Here is a 21,562-nt window from a genome sequence, read left to right on the forward strand (position 1 = left end):
TCTGGGGACTAAACCTTCAACCCGAATTCCGTGACGATCCAGTCGTACAGGTCGGGCTGCTTTTCGCGAACATTGGCGCGCAAAAACGGCGGCCGCGCGGCCTGTCCCCACAGGACGACGCTGGCGGTCATGGCGAAGAATTCGGACGGATTCGTCAGAACATAGGCCTTGGGCGGATAGAGATTTTGCGCCTTGGCCGCCTCATAAAAGCGTTTAACCTCAGCGTTTTCCTTGCCGTTCTTCAGGCGCGTGAAGTGATAGACGTGCAGCAACTCATGCAGCAGTACCGGATTTTCCGCAGGCATGATCTCCGGCTTGAGGAACAGCTTGCGCGGTCCGGCGCGGCCGGGCTGGTTCAGCGACGGATCGAGGATGAGGGCCTGATCGCGGAAGAAGGTCTTGATCGCGGGCGTGATGTTGAGGCTTTCGACAAGGTCGATCTGGGCGCGCAGACTGATCAGGATATCCCCGCCAAGCGCGTCTTTCAGTAAACTGTCGTCGATGCGCCAGCCGCGATAGTCCGGCACAGCGGCGTTCGCGACGACAGGCAACAGCAGGGGCAGGGCGAGCATCAGGCGGCGCGTCGGCATTATAAACTCTGGGAAAAACTCAGGTCAGAACACCAGCTTAATCCCGTTTTCCGGCCACGCAAAGCGTCTTAAATCTTGACATTCGGGACGGGTCATGCGCCCTACGGGCCAAACGTTTTTCGAGCCGGATTCAGAGACTCTTTATGCATATCTATCGTTCCCATACCTGTGGCGCCCTCCGTTCGACCGATGCCGGTACGAGCGTTCGCCTGTCGGGCTGGATTCACCGCAAGCGCGACCACGGCGGCCTGTTGTTCATCGACCTGCGCGACCATTACGGCCTGACGCAGCTGGTGTTCAATCCGGACAGCGCGGGCTTTGCCAAGGTCGAGCGCCTGCGCGCCGAGAGCGTCATCTGCGTCGATGGTAAGGTCGTGGCGCGCGATGCGGCGACCGTCAACGCCAACCTGCCGACCGGCGATGTCGAAGTCGTCGTGGCCGATGTCGAGGTTCTGTCGGAAGCCGCCGAACTGCCGCTGCCGGTGTTCGGTGAGCCGGAATATCCCGAAGAAATCCGTCTGAAGAACCGCTTCCTCGACCTGCGCCGCGAAACCCTGCACAAGAACATCGTGCTGCGCTCGCGCGTCATTCAGTCGATCCGCAACCGCATGGTGGCTCAAGGTTTCCTTGAGTATCAGACGCCGATCCTGACGGCCTCGTCGCCGGAAGGCGCGCGCGACTTCCTTGTGCCGTCGCGCATGCACCCCGGCAAGTTCTATGCACTTCCGCAAGCGCCGCAGCAGTTCAAGCAATTGCTGATGGTGTCGGGCTTCGACCGTTACTTCCAGATCGCGCCGTGTTTCCGTGACGAAGACCTGCGCGCCGACCGCTCGCTGGAGTTCTACCAGCTCGATATCGAGATGAGCTTCGTGACGCAGGAAGACGTGTTCGCGGCCATCGAGCCGGTCATGCACGGCCTGTTCACCGAATTCGGCGAAGGCAAGCGCGTCTCCAACTATCCGTTCCAGCGTATTCCGTACAAGGAATCGATCGCCAAATACGGCTCGGACAAGCCGGACCTGCGCAACCCGATCGAGATGCAGGACGTGTCCACGCACTTCGCCGGTTCGGGCTTTAAAGTTTTCGCCTCGATCCTTGAGAATGACGGCACCGCCGTATGGGCCATTCCGGCCAAGACCGGCGGCTCGCGCGCCTTCTGCGACAAGATGAATTCCTGGGCGCAGGGCGAAGGCCAAAAAGGCCTCGGCTATATCTTCTGGCGCACGCCGGAAGGGGCCACGGAAGGTCTTGAGGCCGCCGGTCCGATCGCCAAGAACATCGGCGACGAACGCACCGAAGCCCTGCGTCAGCAACTGGGTCTCGAAGCGGGCGACGCGGCCTTCTTCGTGGCCGGCAAGGTCGACGACTTCGTGAAGTTCGCCGGACTGGCGCGCACCAAGGTCGGGACCGACCTCGGTCTGGTCGACGAAGATCAGTTCCGCTTCTGCTGGATCGTCGATTTCCCGATGTTCGAATGGAACGACGACGAGAAGAAGATCGACTTCTCGCACAACCCGTTCTCGATGCCGCAGGGCGAGATGGACGCGCTGCTCACCAAGGACCCGCGTGACATTCTGGCCTATCAGTACGACATCGTCTGCAACGGCTACGAGCTGTGCTCCGGCGCGATCCGGAACCACAAGCAGGAGATCATGCTCAAGGCGTTCGAAATCGCCGGGTACGGTCAGGACGTGGTCGAGGATCAGTTCGGCGGTATGCTCAACGCGTTCAAATACGGCGCGCCGCCGCACGGTGGTCTGGCGCCGGGTATCGACCGCATCGTCATGCTGCTGGCCGGTCAGACGGCTATCCGCGAAGTCATCGCCTTCCCGCTGAACCAGCAGGGTCAGGACGTGATGATGAGCGCGCCGTCGGACGCCACGGACAAGCAGTTGAAGGAACTGTCGATCCGCACGGCGCTGCCGATCAAGGTCTCTTAATTTATGGGGTTTGGGGCCTATGGCCCCAAGTCTTCTATATTCAAAAGAAAAGCCTCCCGGAAAATCCGGGAGGCTTTTCTTTTGAAAGTAAAAGGTTCGTGGGGTCACGGACCCCACACCCCATAACCTAGCAGATCGGGATGCGGATGCCCTTCGGCGCGACGGTCGATTTATCGCCGCAGGCCTGATCCATCATGGCTTGGGTGATGCCACGCGCGCTGCGCATCTCGGCACCCGAGAAATTGACGCCGCTCAGATTGGCGCCGGCGAAGTTGGCGCCTTCCAGATAGGCCCCGACGAAGGTCGCATTGGTCAGGTTGGCACGGCCGAAATTGGCATTGCCGAACAGCGAGCCGAAACCGTTCAGGTCGCGCAGGTCGCCACCGGAAAAGTTGGTGCCGTTGAACACGCCGCTCGACAGATCGGCCTGACGCAGACGCGCTCCGGCGAAGTTCTTGCCTTTCAGCGTCTTGTTCGAGAAATCGGCCTGGAACAGGTTGCAGCCGGGGCAGGACGCGCCGGAACCCGCCTTGTTGATCTGGGCCGGGTTTTGCGCCGCCGCGGGCAGGGCGATCAGCGAGGCCGCGACAAGGGCGAAAGCGATGCGTTTCATGATGGGACACCTCAGATTGTTTGACCGAACCTAAGCAAGATCGGTGCCTAAACCCTTAATCACTGCGCTTCTGAAGACGGCCCGGACGTGTCGTCGGTCTTTTTCTTGGCAAAGGGTACGACCACCAGATTGTCCGGCTGACCGCGCATGAACCCTTTCGAGATCAGGTGCGAAGCCGCAATGCCTTCGTTTTCGCTCTGAAGCTGACCCAGATTCTGACCAAGTCCGTGGCCCTGACCCAGACCGTCGGCATTCAGCGCGTCCGGATCGGCGTTCGACAGGTCGTCGCGGTTGAGATACGAAATGGCCAGTTCGCGGAAGATGTAGTCGAGGATCGAGGTCGCCGACTTGATCGAATCGTTGCCGCTGACCGGACCGGCGGGCTCGAAGCGCGTGAAGACGAAGGCGTCGACGAACTCGTCCAGAGGCACGCCGTATTGCAGGCCGATCGACACCGAAATGGCGAAATTGTTCATCAGCGACCGAAAGGCCGCGCCTTCCTTGTGCATATCGATGAAGATTTCGCCCAGAGCGCCGTCTTCGTATTCGCCGGTATGGATATAGACCTTGTGGCCGCCGACGCTGGCCTTCTGGATATAGCCCTTGCGGCGATCGGGCAGCTTCTGGCGCGAGCGCTCGCGCTCGATGATCTTCTCGATGACCTTTTGCACCGTAGGGGCCTCGCGCGGCGATTCCACCGGACGACGGGCCTCTTCGTATTCGGGGATGTCGAGCGTCAGGCTCTGAGGCGCGGCGCGGCGGTTCAGACCGATGGCGCGCAGCCCGTTACCGGCCATCTTGGCCATGATCTTCAGGGCTTCGGGGGCGGCCTGATCCCAGTCGAGACTGACCGGGGCGACCGACGGCGCCGAGGCAAAGGCTTCGAGCCTCTGCCGCAGGGCCATCCGGGTTTTCAGGTTGGCCAAAGTCAGGCGCGCACGCGTCGCCTCATCGAGGTCGCCGCAACCGCTCAGGTCGGCATGGCCGAACACATAGGCCTGCGCCGCCGCGATATCGCCGTCCGAAAAGCCCATAACGCTCAGCAGGTTGAAGGTCGGCGCGTTCAGGTCGTCGTCGCTGAGGCCCCAGACGTCCTTGATGAAATCGGCATCGAGGACGGACGCCGAAAAAACGTCTTCCAGACGGGTGGCGGTAATCAGGGCCGTTTCGAGATGGCTGACCTCGAAATCGCTCAATCCCTTGGCTTTCAAGGCCTGCGCATGGATATGCGGCGCGTCGTGCAAGGTCCGCGCGCCCAGCAGATGGCGACGCACGATGTCGATTTCACCGGCTTTCAGAGAGGCATGGACGGCCGGATGCAGAATGTCCACCGGGGTGCCGTCCTCGGTTTCCAGATAACCGGTCAGGCGCGCCAATGGCGTGTCACCGAGCGTCACACCCAGCCGCAGCGACAGGTCGGCGTCCTCGAAGAGGGCCGTCGTCTGCACATTGCGCAGGCCGGTCGTCTTGGCGGCCCTGAGCGCATCCTGCAACGCCGTCAGGCTGTGAGCCTTGAGATCGGCCGCTTTCAACGGGCTCAGGCGGTAGAGCGTCTGGCTGAGGTGGGAGACGAGGGCGTCTTTGTCGGCGGCAAAGCCTTCGAACGCGCCGAGCGTCCGTGCCAGTTGCGCCGAGGTCAGCCGGCTTTGGGCGTCGAGCAGCGCCATGAGCGAGGCGGCGACATCGAGGCCCTCGTCGGCAACGAAGCCCTTAGCCGTCAGCAGTTCCGACAGGCCGGCCACAGTCAGGCCCAGCGGACGCAGACGGCGCAGACGCTCGTCGGCTTCGGGGGTGGCGGCATAGGCGATGGCGGTTTCGATATCGAGCGCCACCGTCCACAGGGCGGTGCAGGCGGTGAAGCCTTCGACATCGAAGCCGTTGCCGGTCTGAAAAGCCCAGGCATTGATCGCGGCGCGCGGCGCGATGAAGGCGTTATCCAGCGCCTCGGCGTCAGCCGGATCGAAGGCGATCCACAGGCGGCCGCTTTCCAGCATGGTCTGCGCCGCCAGCCGTCCGGACGGGTCGCCGGCGGCGATCAGATCGCGCGCGGCGGTGATGATCTTCGCACCGGACAAGGGGGCGTCGGCGTGTACCACCTGACGCGACCAGTCGGGCAGGGCGCTGTCCTCGGTCAGGTTCTGGCTCGACTGGATGGCCAGACGGATCAGGGCATCGGACGCGCCCAGCCGACGCGCTTTCAGCGCGGCGCGAGCCAGAGCCGGATTGGCCTGAAGGCTGGCGCGGTGTTCGCCTTCGGTGCGCGCGATGGCGGCGGAAATGTCCGACAGGGCGGCATGAAGCTGATCGCGGGTCGAGCGGGCGATTTCTTCGGAGCGGGCGGCGACCAGCAGGTCCTGAAGCTCACGCGTACAGGCATAGTCTTCCAGCGCGGCATAGCGCGGTTCCGGCGCGTCCGGCAGGCGATCGCCCGCCAGCGGATGGCGGCGGTGGCCGTCCTTGAGCGACAGGGCCGGAGCGGCCAGACCGCCAAGGAGGGTTACCGTCAATTCGCGCTGAAACTCATAGGCTTGCGGGACGTCGCTGAAATAGCCGAGCGCGTGGCCCCAGTTCATCAGGCGCGACGCATAGGCGGAAATCGCACCATTCAGAGCCTCATCTGCGGGAACCGGCGCCAGCGTCATCTGCGGCAGGTCGTGCGGCGTCGCGTCGGCCCAGTCAAGCCACGCCTCGGCCTGCGCGCTGGTCCAGTCGCGCGGACACACGGTTTCCACCACGCGTGATCCGCGTTCGACTTCGCGAACCTCCAATACCACCGCGTGGTCCGGATATTCGCTGAAACGCAAGCTGGGCAGGGCAGATTCGGTGCGCATGAGGTGACCCTCGGACAAGGAAGCCCTCATCGCCCTTTTGGCGCGAGGTTCTGGGGATAAAGTCTAGGCCAGTTTTAACCATTCGGCAATAAATCTGGGGGATCGGGCGCAAATCGTCCACAATATGTTGATGTAGGGCGACATCCATCGGATTCTTTGTCGAACGCCCGTCTCGCCGCTTTACCTGATGCGTCCTGAGCCGTATAAAGCAGAGGATTGTTATCGCGGGAGATTCCGGTCTTCCGCCGTTTACGGATTGGGTAAGACCTTGCTGGATAAAGCCTTCTTGTGGTGGAGCGGTGCGACGCTCGGGACGCTGTTCACCATCGGCCGCACGTCGAAGCTCGTCGGGACCGACGAATTCGGTAACAAATATTACGAAGCGCGCACCACCAAGGAAAGCTACGGCGACAAGAAGCGCCGCTATGTGATCTATAACGGCTATGCCGACGCCTCGAAGATTCCGCCCGACTGGCACGGCTGGATGCACTATATCTACGACGAAACCCCGACCAACGCGCCCCTGCCGAAGAAGGCGTGGGAAAAGCCGCACCTGCCGAACCTGTCCGGTACGCCGTTCGCGCAGTTCCCGCAGGGTTCGCTGAATGCCGAGGGCGAGCGTCAGCAATCGCGCAGCGGCGACTACGAAGCCTGGAAGCCGTAATGAAACGTCCCGGTGGCATGGTCAAGGCGGTGCTGGTCATGGCGGGGATTGCCGCCATCGGCCTGCCGCTCTATGCCCAGAATATCCCGCCGGACGAAGAGGCCCCCAGCCGTCGCGACCGCAATCGCGCGCAGGACAATGCCGATTACGATCCCGAGCCCTATTATATCGACGGGGTCGAATACAAACCCTACAATCCGAACGGATCGAAGGCGCAGAAGGCGGCCAATAGTCAGGCCGCGCCGAAGCCCAATCCGGCGGGCAATACGCAAAATCCCGTTCAGGCGGTCGGTGCTGGCACCCCTGTGGTCAATGCGCCCGGCAATAATAATGCGTCGTCATCCTCGTCCGGCACGGTCTTTGTCGATGCGTCGGGCAAGGTGGTCGGCGGCACCTCGGCCTCGTCATCGAGCCAGTCCGCTTCCGAAGCCGTTGCTGCCTATGCGCCGGAAAAGCGCATCCGTTACGGCGCGGCGGTCCTGACGGTGCTGGACAAGGTAACGACCGAGACGATCCGTTTCGAAGCGCCGGTCGGCAAGCCTTTGCGCTACAAGGGCATGGTTTATACGGTGAAAGCCTGCGAGAGCTCGGCGGCCGATGAGCCGATGGGGGATACGGTTGCCTATCTGGAGGTGCGCACCTCACCGCAACCGGCGGCCAATGGGACGGTGGCCAAGCCCAAGGACATTTTCAAGGGCTGGACCTATGGCTCGACGCCGGGCCTGAACCCGATGGAGCATCCGGTTTACGACGTCTGGGTCACGACCTGCAGAACGCCCTTGCCGGTGGCGGTCGCCGCCAAGTCGTAGAAGTCGCCTTCGACCGTCAGGGCATCGGCCAGTTTCAGCTTATAATCGTCGCGCGGAATCTCGATGACGCCGAACTGTCTCAGGTGGTCGGTGAGGAACTGGCAATCGAGCAGTTTGTATCCCCCGGCTTTTAGTCGCGCCACCAGATGGACCAGCGCGATTTTCGACGCGTCCGTGGCGCGCGACACCATGCTTTCGCCGAAAAACGCCCCGCCGATAGCGACGCCATAAAGGCCGCCGACCAGCCGGTCGCCGTCCCAGACCTCCACACTGTGGGCCAGTCCGCGCGCGAACAGGGCCTCATAAAGGTCCTGAATGGCGTGGGAAATCCACGTGCTGTCACGGTCGGCAGCGCTTTCGGCGCACAGTTCGATGACGCGGTTGAAGGCCGTATCGACGCGGACGGTGAAGCCGGTGTTGCGCACGGTTCGGGCCAGCCGCGACGACAGGTGAAAGCCGTCCAAGGGCAGGATACCGCGCATCGGTGGATCGACGAGGAACAGATATTCGTCATCGCGCGCATCCGACATGGGAAACACGCCGGAACGGTAGCACGATATCAAGTCATCAAGGGTGAAATCTGCCAAACCTCAATCCTTTGGGGTGATATCAGTTCTAAGATGAGAAATGGCTGTATCGAAATGACTGCGAGAAAAACGGAAAGGGCCGAAAGCGTCGTAATTTCGATTTTTGCGAAAGGGCTGTCGAAATGCCGACCAAACAACGGTTGCGTTTTCTATGAACGCAGTGGCTTTTAATGGCCAGCATCCGGTTTCACCACATTCACAGGCCAGAATATCTATATCGTTTCCGAGAGGTTTGAAATCAATCTCTCTAATGTGGCCATATCCCCCCGCCGGATCGGTATAGTTGTTTGCGTGTTCAAAAGCAGTGATGAGGTCTGCGAGGCAGACCCCATCTATAACCGGCATTATCCAAACACTATTGTCGTCGGATTGAACTTCAAACGATAAGACATTCATGGACAAGCATCGGGTCCAGGGTGCTAAGCACCCTGGGCCTTGATCCAGTTTTCCAGCCAGTGGATATTGTAATCCCCCGACTGGATGTCCTTTTCGTTCAGCAGATCGAGGAACAGCGGAATGGTCGTGTCGATCCCCGCCACCACGGTTTCCTGCAGGGCGCGCTTGAGACGCGCCAGAGCTTCCGGACGATCGCGACCGTGGACGATCAGCTTGCCGATCATCGAGTCGTAATAGGGCGGGATGGCATAGCCGTTATAGACCGCCGAATCCATGCGCACACCCAGACCCCCGGGGGTATGGAAGTCGGTCACCGTGCCGGGCGACGGCACGAAGGTGCGCGCGTTTTCGGCATTGATGCGGACTTCGATCGAGTGGCCTTTCAGGTCGATATCGGCCTGAGTGAACGACAACGGCAAACCGGCGGCGATGCGGATCTGTTCGCGAACCAGATCGATGCCGGTGACGTATTCGGTGACCGGGTGTTCGACCTGAAGGCGGGTGTTCATCTCGATGAAGAAGAACTCACCGTCTTCGTACAGGAACTCGATGGTGCCGACGCCCAGATAGCCGATGGCCTTGATGGCGTTGACGACGATCATGCCGATCTTGTCACGGGCGGCGGCATCGATGACCGGAGACGGGGCTTCTTCGAGCACTTTCTGGTGGCGGCGTTGCAGCGAGCAGTCGCGTTCACCGAGGTGTACGACGTTGCCGTGGTTGTCGGCGATGACCTGAATCTCGATATGGCGCGGACGCTGGAGGTAACGCTCCATATAGACCGTGCCGTCACCGAAGGCGGCGGCGGCTTCGGTCTGGGCGGCCATGACCTGTTCGGGCAGGGATTCGGCGTCCTTGGCGACCTTCATGCCGCGTCCGCCACCGCCAGCAGCGGCCTTGATGATCAGCGGGAAGCCGATGGACTTGGCCGCTTCGATGGCATCCTCAACGGTCGCCACGCCGCCGTCCGAGCCCGGAACGACGGGGATGCCGGAGTCCTTGGCGGCCTGTTTGGCGGTGATCTTGTCGCCCATCAGGCGGATATGATCGGGCTTGGGGCCGATGAAGCTCATGCCGTGCGCACCGACGATTTCGGCGAAGCGGGCGTTTTCCGACAGAAAGCCGTAGCCGGGGTGAACGGCCTGAGCGCCCGTAATTTCCGCCGCGGCGATGATCGACGGGATATTCAGGTACGACTTGCTGGCCGAGGGCGGGCCGATGCAGACGCTTTCATCCGCCAGGTGGACGTGCATGGCGTTGGCGTCGGCGGTCGAATGGACGGCGACGGTGGCGATTCCCATCTCCTTGCAGGCGCGAATGACGCGCAAGGCGATTTCGCCACGGTTGGCGATCAGGATCTTGTCGAACATCTTGTCCATGACCTAGTCGATCACCACGAGGCCTTCGCCGAATTCGACCGGCTTGCCATCGGCGACGAGGACTTCCGACACCGTGCCGTCCTTGGGCGAGGGAATCGGGTTCATGGTCTTCATGGCTTCGATGATCAGCAGGGTCTGACCCGCCTTGACCTTGTCGCCGACCTTGATGAAGTTGGCCGCACCCGGCTGCGGGGCCAGATAGACCGTGCCGACCATCGGCGAGGCGACGGCGTCCTTGGCGGCGGCTTTTGGCGCTTCGGCGGCGGGGGCTGCTGCGGGAGCAACCGGTGCCGGGGCAGGGGCAACTGCCACGGGGGCCGGAGCGGCGGCATAGGCGACGGCGGGCGCGGCGGTCAGCTGACGGGCGACGCGGATTTTCAGATCACCTTGCTCGACCTCGATCTCGGTCAGTTCGGTTTCCTTAAGGATATCGGCCAGTTTGCGGACCAGACGAGGGTCGATAGGATCAACCGGTTTTTGAGATGACATGCGCTTACCTTATTCAGTGTACGGTCTATTGGACCTTTGTTTCGACGCGCATTTGATTCCGAAAACCGCTTCACACTTTTCGGAATGCGCTTGGGACTATTGCTCTATGAGGCGCAGGGCCGCGTCAATAGCCAGTTCATAACCAATCGCCCCCATACCGGCAATAACCGCCTTGGCCGCCAGAGACACGTAGGAGTGATGGCGGAACGGTTCGCGGGCGTGCGGGTTCGACAGATGGCATTCGATGATCGGCTGCTTAAGGGCTTTCAGGGCGTCGAGCAACGCCACCGAAGTATGCCCGTAACCGGCCGGATTGATGATCAGCACCGAGGCCGCTTCGCGCGCCTCCTGCACCCAGTCGATCAGTTCGCCTTCGTGATTCGTCTGGCGAAAGACGACGGCAACGTTTTTGACCTGGGCCAGCGCCTCGCACGTCGCCTTGATGTCTTCAAGGCGGGTATATCCATAAATTTCCGGTTCCCGCACCCCAAGAAGGTTGAGGTTGGGGCCGTTAAGGACATATATGGGTTTCGACATGCAGGCCTTATCCAGTGGATGCGGTCTTGTATCGCCTGTTGCGGCGGCTCACAAGAAAAAGCGGACTGACGCGCTCTGAAATGACCGAAAAATGACCAAAATCCTGTTGAATGGCACCGAATCCGACGTCGCGGCGGCCAATGTGCTGGCCCTTGTCGAAGGTCTGGGAATCGATCCGCGCAAGGTTGCCGTCGAACGCAACCTCGAAATCGTGCCGAAATCGGCCTATCTGAACACCCCGCTTGAGGACGGCGATCGTCTGGAGATCGTCCATTTCGTCGGCGGGGGAAACTGAGAAGAGTGAATATTATGACTGATAGTTGGACCGTTGCCGGACGCACCTTCAATTCCCGCCTGATCGTCGGCACGGGCAAGTACAAGGACTACGAACAGAACGCCGCCGCGGCGCGGGCGTCGGGCGCGGAAATCGTCACCGTGGCCGTGCGCCGCGTCAACCTGACCGACCCGAACCAGCCGATGCTGATGGACTATGTAAAGCAGGACGAATTCACCTACCTGCCCAATACGGCGGGCTGCTTTACCGGCGAAGACGCCGTGCGGACCCTGCGTCTGGCGCGCGAGGCGGGCGGCTGGAACCTCGTCAAGCTGGAGGTGCTGTCGGACCCCAAGACGCTCTATCCCGACATGGAAGAGACGCTGCGGTCGCTGAAACTGCTGGTCAAGGACGGCTTCGACGTCATGGTCTATTGTTCGGATGACCCGGTTTATGCCAAGAAGCTGGAAGAGGCGGGGGCCTGCGCCATCATGCCGCTGGGCGCGCCGATCGGATCGGGCCTCGGCATCCAGAACAAGGTGACGCTGCGCATCATCATCGAAAACGCCAAGGTGCCGGTGCTGGTCGATGCGGGCGTCGGCACGGCCTCGGACGCGGCGGCGGGTATGGAACTGGGCTGCGACGCGATCCTGATGAACAGCGCCATCGCCGAAGCGAAAGACCCGGTGCGCATGGCGGTGGCCATGAAGCATGCCGTCATCGCCGGTCGCGAAGCCTATCTGGCGGGACGGATGCCGAAGAAGCTCTATGCCGATCCGTCCTCGCCGCTCGCGGGGCTTATTTAAGTTTCGTACGTTCGGCGGCGACCAGAGTCTTGACCTGATTCAGGTCGGCGCCGTTGACCAGCACCCCGCCAATGATGAAGTTCGGCGTCGCCTGAATACCAAGACTCTGACCCAGTTTCAGGGTCTCGTCGATCTTGGCCTGAACGGCAGGGGTCTGAGCTTTGGCGCGAATGTCCGCCGGGTTGACGCCCGCCGCCGTCAGGACCTGATCGACATCGGCGTCGGTCTTGAGATCGCCGGCATAGAGCGCGTGGTGTACGGCCTCATAGTGGCCGGTATCGCGCGCCGCCAGAGCCAGACCGGCCAGAAAGCGCGACTGATCCGGACGGATGACCGGATACTCCTTCACCACCACGCGGACGTCGGGGTTTTCCTTGAGAAAGGCCTCGATCTGCGGCGCGGCAGCCTTGCAGTAGCCGCACAGATAATCCTGAAACTCGACGATGGTGATCGCCGCTTTCGGATTGCCCAGTACAGGATCGTCGACGGCGATCAGCGCGCCTTCATTGGCCTTGATCGCGGTCTCGACCGATTGCCGCAGTTCGGCATCCTGCTTGGCCTGCAGGGCGCGGCTGCCCTCCATCAGGGCTTCGGGTCGCGACAGGATGCCGCCGCGCACGATCAGACCCTGAATATTGGGCAGGACATAGGGGGCCAGCGCCAGTACGAAAGCCCCGGTCGCCAGAGCCAGAGTCAGGTTCGACTTGCTCAGCAGCGGTTCGGATTTCGCGGGCGGGGTGGTCGGTTCAGTATCAGACATAATGACTCATTTAGCGGCGCTTGGTGCGCGTTTCATTTTCGACCGGATCGATGCCCATCAGCGACGAGCTGATCAGGACGATGTCGCGGGCGCGGCGGTATTCGATGGAGTCCTGAGGCAGGTTCTTCTGCGACCAGACGGCGAAGGTGCGCGCTTGTTCCATATTGCCGTTGTAGAACTGTTCCTCGGCCGAAGCCAGTCGCGCTTCGCCGGGCATTTTCAAGCCGTCATAGGCCTGAGCCAGCAGGTTCCAGGCAAAGCTGTTGTCGGGTTCGTATTTCAGCGACAGCTTGAGATGATCGACGCCTTTGCGCAGGTTGGTCTCGTCGCCCATGGCCACCAGAGCCTGCCCCAGATTGACCTGCAGCAGAGGGGCTTCGGGCATGAGGGCGACGGATTTTTCGTGCGCCGGAATGGCCAAAGCCGCCTGACCGGTTTCGAAATAGATCTGGCCTTTCAATTCCCATAAATAGGGATTGTCGGGGTTGTCGGCGATCATCCGGTCCAGTTCGGTCATCGCCTTCTTGACCTCGGTCTCCTTGTACCACGCGATGACGCGGGCATAGCGCGCCGGATAGGAGGTGTCGCTTTCCGGATAGCGCTGGAACACCTTCATCGGCGGGTCGAGGAAGCCCGAGAGCTTGGCCTTGACGATATTGAACTGGGCGACGACTTCGGGCGGGTCTTCGGCATTATAGTGTGGCTGGGCGGCGGCGACCTTGCGCAGGACGGCGACGCGATCGCGCGACAGGGGATGGGTGCGGAAATACTGATACCGCTCGGCGTTGGAGAAGGTCTCGTAGTTGCGCAGCTTGTCGAAAAACTCGACCATGCCCTTGCCCGACATGCCCGCGCGCTCCAGCGCCTTGACCCCGGCCAGATCGGCGGCGGCCTCCTGCGTTTGCATATAGCGCAAGGCCCCCAGCGTACCGAATGTTGAGGACGAGGCCATCAGGCCGATACCCGCATCACCAGCCCCGGCCAGAATGGCGATGACGCCCAGCCCCATGGAAATGATCGCCGGTGCCTTGGCCGCCTGATAGATTTCGTCGGACCGCACGGTGTGTCCCGCGCTTTGGTGCCCGGCTTCGTGCGCGATGACGCCGAAGAGTTCGTTGGGTGTGTCCGCTTCGCCGATCATGCCGGTGTTCAGGCCGATGATCTGGCGCGAGGTGGCGAAGGCGTTGATCGACTGATCGGCAATAAGCAGGAAATGCACGTGATCGGGATCGAGGCCCGAGGCTTCGAGGATGACGCGCGATTCCTTCTTGAGGAACAGCTCGATCTCGGTGTCGCGGATGATTGCCTGAGCATTGGCCTTTGGCGCCAGCCCGATGGTCGCCAGCGCCATCATCGACGCCGCCACGACGGGCTTCATCCACGATTGTGCCTGCGTTTTCCAGTCCATGCCGCTGCCTTTTAGCTTTCGTGCCGTTTTTATGGTGGCCAAGAGTGACAAATCTAAGGCTTTCCGACAACAAAGAAAAACCCGCAGGGAACGATCCCTGCGGGTTTGATGTCAACGATATCGCCTACCGGCGCCACCAGCCGCGTTTCGGCTTCTCCGGCGGTGCAACGATCTCGGTCGGATCGGCCTCGACGGCAACTGTTTCCGGTTCGAAGCTGCCCGTCAGCGGGATGGGGTCAGGCTCAGGCGCGACCGGTTCGATGACCTCAGGCACCGCCGTCTCAACGACTTCGGCGACCGGGGGTTCAGGGGCCTTAATGGCGGCGTCAACCGGCGCTTCCACAGTCGTCGTTTCGACCTCGACGACCGGTTCGTCGACCTTCTTCTTGCGCGAGCGCGTCTTGCGGACGGGCTTTACCTCTTCGACCGGAGCCGCCTCGACAGGGGCTTCCACGGCCACCTCTGCGACCGGTTCGCTCACGGCCTCGACCGGCGCTTCGACCGTTTCGGCGACGACGTCAGGGGCCGCTTCGGCGGTCTTGCGACGGCGCGGCGGGCGCTTGCCCTTCGGTGCGGGCTGAGACTGGAGTTCGTCAGGCACCAGCGAGGTCGGGGCCTGAGTGGCGGCCCCCAGCACCGAAGCGGCTTCGGTGACGGTCTCGGCGGTGGCTTCGACGGTCTCCGTCGGCAGTTCGATTATCGTGAAGCCGTCCGGGGTTTCGCCCGGGGCCGGGGCACGCTTGCCCTGGCTTTCATCGAACGGATCGATCCATACATAGGGTTCTTCCAGCGACGGCGTACGGGCGCGGACCCACGAATAGGGCTCGCGCGGCTTGGCTTCGAAACCGGCGCGACGACCGCCGCGGCGACCGCGACGACGACGACGGCCATTGCGGTCGCCATTCTCTTCGCTTTCGTCGTCGCTCTCGGCGGTTTCGCCTTCGGCGGCCACCGGTTCGGCGTCTTCGGACTCGTTGCGGGCATCGCTGTCCGGACGACCGCCCCGACGGCGGCGACGGCGGCGGCCACGCCTGTCTTCGCGTTCATTCTCACGGTCGCCCGAGTCACGTTCGGTGCGCTCGGTGGCGGAATCGTCGTCGCTGTCTTCGCGTTCGATGTCTTCGGCGTCGGAGACGATGACGTCGTCGTCCTCGTCCTCGGCTTCGTCGTATTCGGGATCGGGGCCCAGATCGATCGGTTCCGGACGCGGCGGCGGTGTGAACTCGACCTCGTCGGCGTGGACCGTGCGGGTGATTTCAAACTCGGCGTGGGTGAAGTCGGCGTCGATCTCGACATTGACCTTGAGGCCCCATTCCGTGCGCAGCTTGGCCAGATGGCCCTGCTTTTCATTGAGAATGTACAGCGCCACGGCCTGTGGCAGCTTGATGGTGATCGCTCCGGCGCCATTCGTCATGGCTTCGAGATCGACCGCGCGCAGCGCCGACAGGGCCGAGGAATCGACCGAACGGACGCGGCCCTGACCTTCGCAGTGCGGGCAGACCGTGGTCGTGCCCTCCAAGAAGCCGGTGCGGCGGCGCTGACGGCTGATTTCCATCAGGCCGAAGCCGGAAATCTTGCCCATCTGGATGCGAGCGCGATCTTCGCTCAGGGCGTCTTTCAGCTTCTTTTCGACGGCGCGGTTGTTCTTGCCTTCATCCATGTCGATGAAGTCGATGACCACAAGGCCCGCCAGATCGCGCAGACGCATCTGGCGCGCGGCTTCTTCGGCGGCTTCGAGGTTCGTCTTGAGGGCGGTCGCCTCGATATTGCGTTCCTTGGTCGACTTGCCGGAGTTGACGTCGATGGCGACCAGGGCCTCGGTCTGGTTGATGACCAGATAACCGCCCGAACGGAGCGGTACGACCGGGGAATAGATCTTGTTCAGGATATCGTCGATCCCGTGGCGCGCGAACAGCGGCATGCCGCCGTTGTAAAGCTGAATCTTCTTGGCCTGGGACGGCATAATCATGCGCATGAAGTCCTTGGCCGAGCGATAGCCCTCGACCCCTTCAACCGTCACCCCGTCGAAATCCTTGTCGAACAGGTCGCGGATGGCGCGCTTGACGAGGTCTTCTTCTTCGTAGATCAGCGCCGGAGCGTTCGATTTCAGCGTCGTTTCGCGGATATTTTCCCACACGCGCAGCAGATAATCATAGTCGCGCTTGATCTCGTTCTTGGTGCGCTTGGCGCCCGCCGTGCGCACGATCAGGCCCATGCCCTGCGGCACGTCGAGGCTTTGTGCCACGGCCTTGAGGCGCTTGCGATCGGCGCCATTGGTGATCTTGCGGCTGATGCCGCCGCCGCGCGCCGTGTTCGGCATCAGGACGCAGTAGCGCCCGGCCAGCGACAGATAGGTGGTCAGGGCCGCACCCTTGTTGCCGCGCTCTTCCTTGACGACCTGAACCAGCAGAATCTGGCGGCGCTTGATGACTTCCTGAATCTTGTAGCGCTTGATCAGGTGGGCGCGCAGGCGGCGCTCCTCGTCCGGCAGGTCGTCGCCGTCGTCTTCGTGCGCTTCGTCGTCCTCGCTGTCGCCGTTATTGGCGGCCGCTTGCGCCGCCAGTTCGGCCATCAGCTTCTCGCGGTCGGCGACCGGGATCTGGTAATAGTCGGGATGGATTTCGTTGAACGCCAGAAAGCCATGCCGGTTGCCGCCGTATTCGACGAAGGCGGCCTGAAGGCTGGGTTCTACGCGGGTGACCTTGGCGAGATAGATATTGCCCCGAAGCTGTTTCCGGGCGTGGCTTTCAAAGTCGAATTCCTCAACCTTTGAGCCGTTGAGCACGACGACACGGGTTTCTTCCGTGTGGGTCGCGTCGATTAACATTGTCTTGGACATTAACGCAGTCTCCGCAACGCCCAGGCCGTCGCAACCGCAAAAGCCGTGGCTTTCCGGGCGGGGTGAGAGGACGTTGCTGTAAGGGTGAAAGGCGTGCGCTTACGGCCCGACCGCCGCGTGATTCGCGCGGGGCTGCAAAATTGCGGGGCATATCAAGAGCGGCACAGCCCATAGGGTGTAGTTTAAACCTTAAACGCTTTGCCGGCGCATCCTGCCCCAACGGAGCGGGGACGGGCCGGTGAAATCTTTTATCGAATGGCTCACGGTCCTATACCTGGGGGGACCGTTTCGCCGCTGCAAGGTCGGTATGTTTCCCATCAGGTGGAAATCAACGCGGCCCTGAAATCTGTTCGGGATCGGTGCTTGTGACTGCGGGCAGCGTTGACACGCCACGGGCAAAGCGCCGGAAACGCCTTCGAAAACCGGCAAGCAAGACATTGCTTTTTGCCTGACCTCCGAAGAGCGCGTCGAATATGCAACATCACCGCGCAAAAGAAAAGATGTCAATTATTTTTGTCTGTTAACGGTATAGCTACCCGCGTCGTGTATCACTGGGGACATAAAAGAAATTATAGGGCGCACTGTCCAGAACGGAACCCGCGCCGTGTGGTGGAGCTACTGAATGATCCGACGTGTATGGCGTTTTGTCGGCGATGGTAAGATTGTGCTGGCCTCTCTTCTGGCCGGTTTCATTCTTGTCGGCGCAACCGATATTACCCCCGTTGAAGCTGCCAATAAGGGTGATGTCGTCAAGGTACGCCTTGGCGGAACCCAAAGCCAGACCCGTCTCGTCATCGATCTCGGTTCGTCGGTCAGGGGCGAACTCCTCAGCCGCGATACCGACTACGACAAGGCCGTTCTGGGCCTCAGCGGCGTCAGTGTCAATGACGCCCTGAGCGGGCAGGGGCAGGGCCTCATCCGCAGCTGGAAGCTCGACACCACCGCCGGCATGACCCGCCTGCGCCTCGATTTCAACGGCGATGCGAAGGTGGCGAAGCGCTTCCTGCTGCCGCCCTCGGATGGCATCAGCACCTATCGCTACGTCGTCGATGTCGTATCGGTCGCGCCGCAGAACACGACCGTCAAGCCTCAGCCGATCGAAAAGGCGGTCCCGCCTTTGGCGCCTGCCCGCACCGAACTGGTCGCCGAGCAACCGCGCCGCACCAAGAAGGTCATCGTCATCGATGCCGGTCACGGCGGCCACGACCCGGGGGCCAAGGGCGCCAATTCGTGGGAAAAGGACGTCAATCTGGCCGCCGCCAGGGCGCTGAAGACGAAACTTGAAGCCACGGGTCGCTATAAGGTCATCATGACGCGCGATACCGATGCCTATGTTGACAAGGTCGCCCGCGTCCGGATCGCCCGCAGCGCCAATGCCGACCTGTTCATCTCGCTGCATTCGGACTCCGGTCCCGACGCCAATGTCCGCGGCGCCTCGATCTATACCCTGTCGGATTCCGGCACCGAGCGCGCGGCGAAAAACGCCATGAACCGTGGCGACTGGTCGCTGGCGGTGCAGTCGCCGGACAAGATCGTCGGCCGGATTCTGGTCGATCTGACCCAGCGCGCCACCAAGAACCGCTCGGCCACCTTTGCCGAACTGATGCTCGACAATCTTGATGGCACGACGCCGCTGCTGAAATCGAGCCACCGTCAGGCCGGGTTCGTGGTTCTGCTGGCTGCCGACGTCCCCGCCGTGCTGCTGGAGATGGGTTTCATCACCAATGCCGAAGACGAGCGCCTGCTCAATGATTCGGGTCAGCGCGGCCGCATGATGGGGCAGGTGGTCAAGGCGATCGATCAGTATTTCGCCAATGACGTCCGCTATGCCTCGTTTGCGATGATGCCTTAGGCGCAAACGCCAAGTCTTTGATTTTATAAAAGCCCTGCCGTTCGCGGTGGGGCTTCTTATTGTGTGACGTCTCCGATAAGTCGCAATTTGATTTAATACGGTAAGGAGGGCTTTGCGGGCCGCTTTGCGTTTGATAAACAGGAATGAATTACAGGCTGGCGATGTGTATGCGCCAGAGCGATATGTCGAAAAGTGTAAGCGGTTTTCGACGACAATATCGCGACAAAACAAAAATTTAGAGCGGAATGACGATTCTATTTAATGTCATTCTGCTCTAGTGACGGAGGTGTTGGGTGAAGTCCACGGAGCGTTGGTTTGCTATGGCGGGCGTGGTCATGATGACCGCCGTGGCGATCGCGGGCTTTGCCATCGCCATCTATGCCGCGTGGCTGTTCCACGACCTGCCCGACGGCAATGAGATCGTGGACTATCGTCCGCCGACCTCGACCCGGGTCTTCGCGTGGGATGGCACCCTGATCGGCGAATTCGCCAAGGAACGCCGCGTCTTCATCCCCTATAACCGCATCCCCGACCGTCTGGGCAAGGCCTTCCTCGCCGCCGAAGATCGCAACTTCTTCAACCATTCCGGCGTCGATGTCGGCGGCCTGTCGCGGGCCATGATGAAGAACGTCGTCAATTTCGTGCAGGGTCGCCGCCTCGAAGGCGGTTCGACCATTACGCAACAGGTGGCGAAAAACGTCCTGCTGACCAATGAGCGGACCCTGGGGCGCAAGCTCAAGGAATTCATTCTGGCCCGGCGGCTGGAAACCTCGCTGAGTAAGGAACAGATTCTCGAACTGTATCTGAACGATATCTATCTTGGCTATCGTTCGAACGGCATCGGCACGGCGGCCTATAACTATTTCGGCAAGTCGGTCGATCAGCTGACCCTCGCTGAAATGGCCTATCTGGCGGCCCTGCCCAAGGGCCCGAACCAGTACCATCCGACCCGTTACAAGGAACGCGCCATCGAGCGCCGGAACTGGATTCTGGGTGAAATGGCCAAGGTCGGCTGGGTCACCCCCGCCGAGGCCGAGGCCGCCATGAAGGAAGACCTTGTCGTGCAGGCCGCGCCGCAGCGCGCCAAGTACCGCGACGCCGACTTCTTCGTGGCCGAGGTCGAAAGCCGCGCCAAGAACCTGTTCGGCGACGACATCTATTCGTCCGGCTATTATCTCAAGACGACGCTGGACCCCAAGCTGCAGACCGCCGCGCGCATCGCCCTGATGGACGGGCTTGAACTTTACGACCGCCGTCACGGCTGGCGCGGGGCGTGGGGCAATATCCCCCTGACCGAAGGCTGGCAGGATGACGCCGTGCAGGCGGAAAATCACCTGCCCGAACGCAAGCGCGCGCCGTTCGAGCGCCCCGACTGGCAGATCGCCATCGTCGAGCGCGCCTCGGGTGCCATTCGTCTGGCCGAAAGCACGACCAATGAAAACCGTGGTCAGATTCGCGGCGCCGATGTCGCCTGGACGGCGGGCAATCTGAAAGCCGGGGATCTGGTCTATGTGTCGCGCGACGCGACCGGAACTTACCACCTGCATCAGGTGCCGGCGGTCAATGGCGCGCTGGTGGCGGTCGATCCGTGGACCGGGCGCGTGGTGGCCATGGTCGGCGGCTATTCCTATTCGCTGTCGAAATTCAACCGCGCCACCCAGGCAAAGCGCCAGCCGGGCTCGGCGATCAAGCCGTTCATCTACGCCACGGCGCTGGAGGCCGATTTCACCCCGGCCTCGATCGTCATGGACAGCCCGATCACCTTCCGCGGCGCCAATGGCGAATCGTGGTCGCCGAAGAACTATTCGCGCACCTATTACGGGCCGCAGACCCTGCGCAAAGGGCTGGAGCTGTCGCGTAACGCCATGACCGTGCGTCTGGCGGACAAGGTTGGCATGAAGACGGTGGCCGCCAAGGTCGTGCAATACGGCGCGGTGGACAAGATGGAGCCCTATCTGTCCAACGCGCTCGGTTCGACCGAAACCACGCCCTATCAGCTGACCGCCGCCTATTCGGCCTTCGTCAATGGCGGCCGCCGCATCAAGCCGCACCTGATCGAGATGGTGCAGGACTATCAGGGCAAGGTCATCTACCGCGCCGATCAGCGCAACTGCCCCAATGCCTGCAAGCGCGCCTTCGACGGCACCGAATCGCCGCGTCTGACGCCGGACGGTCAGCCGGTGATGGACCCGATCGTCGCCTATCAGATCAACTCTTATCTTCAGGGTGTCGTTCAGCGCGGTACGGCGGTCAAGGCGCAGGTTCTGGGCCGCCCTGTCGGCGGCAAGACCGGTACGACCAACGAATATCGCAGCGCCTGGTTCGTGGGCTTCACGCCCGATCTGGTGGTCGGTGTCTTCGTCGGCTACGACGACAACCGTTCGCTGGGGGATTCCGAAACCGGTGGTTCGTCGGCCCTGCCGATCTTCGTCGATTTCATGATGAGCGCTAACAAGAACAAGCCGGTCAAGGAGTTCCGCAAGCCGAAGGACGCCGTCTTCGTCTCGATCCGCGGCCACGAAGAGGCCTTCCGTCCGGGCACCGAGCCCAAGCCGGTCGAGCGCGTCCCGGGCGAGGTCGACGGGCCCAAGCCCTATAATGAGGTGTGGCGCGACGGCCTGACCGGGCAACCGGCCGACGAAGTGCCCGTACAAAAGCAGCCGACGGAACAGCCGAAAAAGAAAAAGTACGTCGACGAGATCGAGGAAGAAGTTCTCTATTAATCCCGATTTTATTTGCCAAGCCTATGTGGCGGGTCTATCCCGCTCGGCTACTGTTTTTACCGCAA

Annotated in this window: 18 protein-coding genes; 7 read left to right on the forward strand and 11 right to left on the reverse strand. The window is 61.7% G+C overall.

The features are described from left to right. Positions 1 to 8: 8 nt before the first annotated feature. Positions 9 to 590 (reverse strand): hypothetical protein, encoded by a 582-nt coding sequence (locus PQU92_RS00190; protein WP_272746193.1) that lies wholly within the window; start codon positions 588 to 590, stop codon positions 9 to 11. 143 nt (positions 591 to 733) lie between these two features. Here PQU92_RS00190 and aspS point away from each other — a divergent pair, with 143 nt between their 5' ends. Next, positions 734 to 2,530, forward strand: a complete 1,797-nt coding sequence (gene aspS / locus PQU92_RS00195) for an aspartate--tRNA ligase (RefSeq protein WP_272746194.1) — start codon at positions 734 to 736, stop codon at positions 2,528 to 2,530. A gap of 127 nt (positions 2,531 to 2,657) precedes the next feature. On the opposite strand, the gene PQU92_RS00200 is transcribed toward aspS, so the two are convergent. Together PQU92_RS00200 and PQU92_RS00205 are read right to left on the reverse strand one after the other, a co-directional pair. After that, entirely contained in the window at positions 2,658 to 3,143 is a 486-nt protein-coding gene (locus PQU92_RS00200) for a pentapeptide repeat-containing protein (RefSeq protein ID WP_272746196.1), read from the reverse strand. Positions 3,144 to 3,202: 59 nt separating this feature from the next. Then, complete coding sequence (locus PQU92_RS00205) at positions 3,203 to 5,974, reverse strand: TSCPD domain-containing protein (RefSeq protein WP_272746198.1); 2,772 nt, start codon at positions 5,972 to 5,974, stop codon at positions 3,203 to 3,205. Between the two features lie 268 nt (positions 5,975 to 6,242). On the opposite strand from PQU92_RS00205, the gene PQU92_RS00210 reads away from it, so the two are divergent. Continuing rightward, entirely contained in the window at positions 6,243 to 6,638 is a 396-nt protein-coding gene (locus tag PQU92_RS00210) for an NADH:ubiquinone oxidoreductase subunit NDUFA12 (protein WP_272746199.1), read from the forward strand. After that, positions 6,638 to 7,447: a DUF2155 domain-containing protein gene (locus PQU92_RS00215; RefSeq protein ID WP_272746201.1), complete on the forward strand. Its 810-nt coding sequence runs from the start codon at positions 6,638 to 6,640 to the stop codon at positions 7,445 to 7,447. Before PQU92_RS00210 ends, PQU92_RS00215 begins: the two co-directional genes overlap by 1 nt. Here the strand turns inward: PQU92_RS00215 and aat are convergent. The 5 genes from aat to aroQ form a co-directional block, all read right to left on the reverse strand. After that, positions 7,384 to 8,034: a leucyl/phenylalanyl-tRNA--protein transferase gene (aat, locus tag PQU92_RS00220; protein WP_272746202.1), complete on the reverse strand. Its 651-nt coding sequence runs from the start codon at positions 8,032 to 8,034 to the stop codon at positions 7,384 to 7,386. The genes PQU92_RS00215 and aat overlap by 64 nt on opposite strands. A gap of 3 nt (positions 8,035 to 8,037) precedes the next feature. Further along, entirely contained in the window at positions 8,038 to 8,436 is a 399-nt protein-coding gene (locus tag PQU92_RS00225; protein WP_272746203.1) for a hypothetical protein, read from the reverse strand. A 17-nt stretch (positions 8,437 to 8,453) separates the two neighbouring features. Beyond that, positions 8,454 to 9,800: an acetyl-CoA carboxylase biotin carboxylase subunit gene (accC, locus tag PQU92_RS00230; protein ID WP_272746726.1), complete on the reverse strand. Its 1,347-nt coding sequence runs from the start codon at positions 9,798 to 9,800 to the stop codon at positions 8,454 to 8,456. Positions 9,801 to 9,812: 12 nt separating this feature from the next. Then, positions 9,813 to 10,298 carry an acetyl-CoA carboxylase biotin carboxyl carrier protein gene (accB, locus tag PQU92_RS00235; RefSeq protein ID WP_272746205.1) on the reverse strand — a complete coding sequence of 162 codons (486 nt, stop codon included), beginning with the start codon at positions 10,296 to 10,298 and terminating at the stop codon, positions 9,813 to 9,815. Between the two features lie 96 nt (positions 10,299 to 10,394). Then, positions 10,395 to 10,835 carry a type II 3-dehydroquinate dehydratase gene (gene aroQ, locus PQU92_RS00240; RefSeq protein WP_272746206.1) on the reverse strand — a complete coding sequence of 147 codons (441 nt, stop codon included), beginning with the start codon at positions 10,833 to 10,835 and terminating at the stop codon, positions 10,395 to 10,397. Between the two features lie 91 nt (positions 10,836 to 10,926). Here aroQ and thiS point away from each other — a divergent pair, with 91 nt between their 5' ends. After that, entirely contained in the window at positions 10,927 to 11,130 is a 204-nt protein-coding gene (gene thiS / locus PQU92_RS00245) for a sulfur carrier protein ThiS (protein ID WP_272746207.1), read from the forward strand. A 14-nt stretch (positions 11,131 to 11,144) separates the two neighbouring features. Beyond that, the gene (locus tag PQU92_RS00250) at positions 11,145 to 11,915 is read left to right on the forward strand and encodes a thiazole synthase (RefSeq protein ID WP_272746209.1); all 771 of its coding nucleotides are present in this window, start codon (positions 11,145 to 11,147) and stop codon (positions 11,913 to 11,915) included. Here PQU92_RS00250 and PQU92_RS00255 read toward each other — a convergent pair. From PQU92_RS00255 to PQU92_RS00265, 3 genes are all read right to left on the reverse strand, one after another. Further along, a complete protein-coding gene (locus tag PQU92_RS00255) occupies positions 11,908 to 12,675 on the reverse strand; it encodes a DsbA family protein (RefSeq protein WP_272746210.1) in 768 nt (255 codons plus the stop codon). The genes PQU92_RS00250 and PQU92_RS00255 overlap by 8 nt on opposite strands. Before the next feature lie 10 nt (positions 12,676 to 12,685). Beyond that, positions 12,686 to 14,083, reverse strand: a complete 1,398-nt coding sequence (locus tag PQU92_RS00260) for a M48 family metalloprotease (RefSeq protein ID WP_272746211.1) — start codon at positions 14,081 to 14,083, stop codon at positions 12,686 to 12,688. A 124-nt stretch (positions 14,084 to 14,207) separates the two neighbouring features. Continuing rightward, positions 14,208 to 16,922 carry an Rne/Rng family ribonuclease gene (locus PQU92_RS00265; RefSeq protein WP_272746212.1) on the reverse strand — a complete coding sequence of 905 codons (2,715 nt, stop codon included), beginning with the start codon at positions 16,920 to 16,922 and terminating at the stop codon, positions 14,208 to 14,210. Between the two features lie 622 nt (positions 16,923 to 17,544). On the opposite strand from PQU92_RS00265, the gene PQU92_RS00270 reads away from it, so the two are divergent. After that, positions 17,545 to 18,774, forward strand: a complete 1,230-nt coding sequence (locus tag PQU92_RS00270; protein ID WP_272746213.1) for an N-acetylmuramoyl-L-alanine amidase family protein — start codon at positions 17,545 to 17,547, stop codon at positions 18,772 to 18,774. A gap of 320 nt (positions 18,775 to 19,094) precedes the next feature. Further along, the gene (locus PQU92_RS00275; RefSeq protein WP_272746727.1) at positions 19,095 to 21,497 is read left to right on the forward strand and encodes a penicillin-binding protein 1A; all 2,403 of its coding nucleotides are present in this window, start codon (positions 19,095 to 19,097) and stop codon (positions 21,495 to 21,497) included. Positions 21,498 to 21,562: the final 65 nt, after the last annotated feature.

Origin of the sequence: Asticcacaulis aquaticus (assembly GCF_028550415.1) — a bacterium.
Lineage (GTDB): Bacteria > Pseudomonadota > Alphaproteobacteria > Caulobacterales > Caulobacteraceae > Asticcacaulis > Asticcacaulis aquaticus.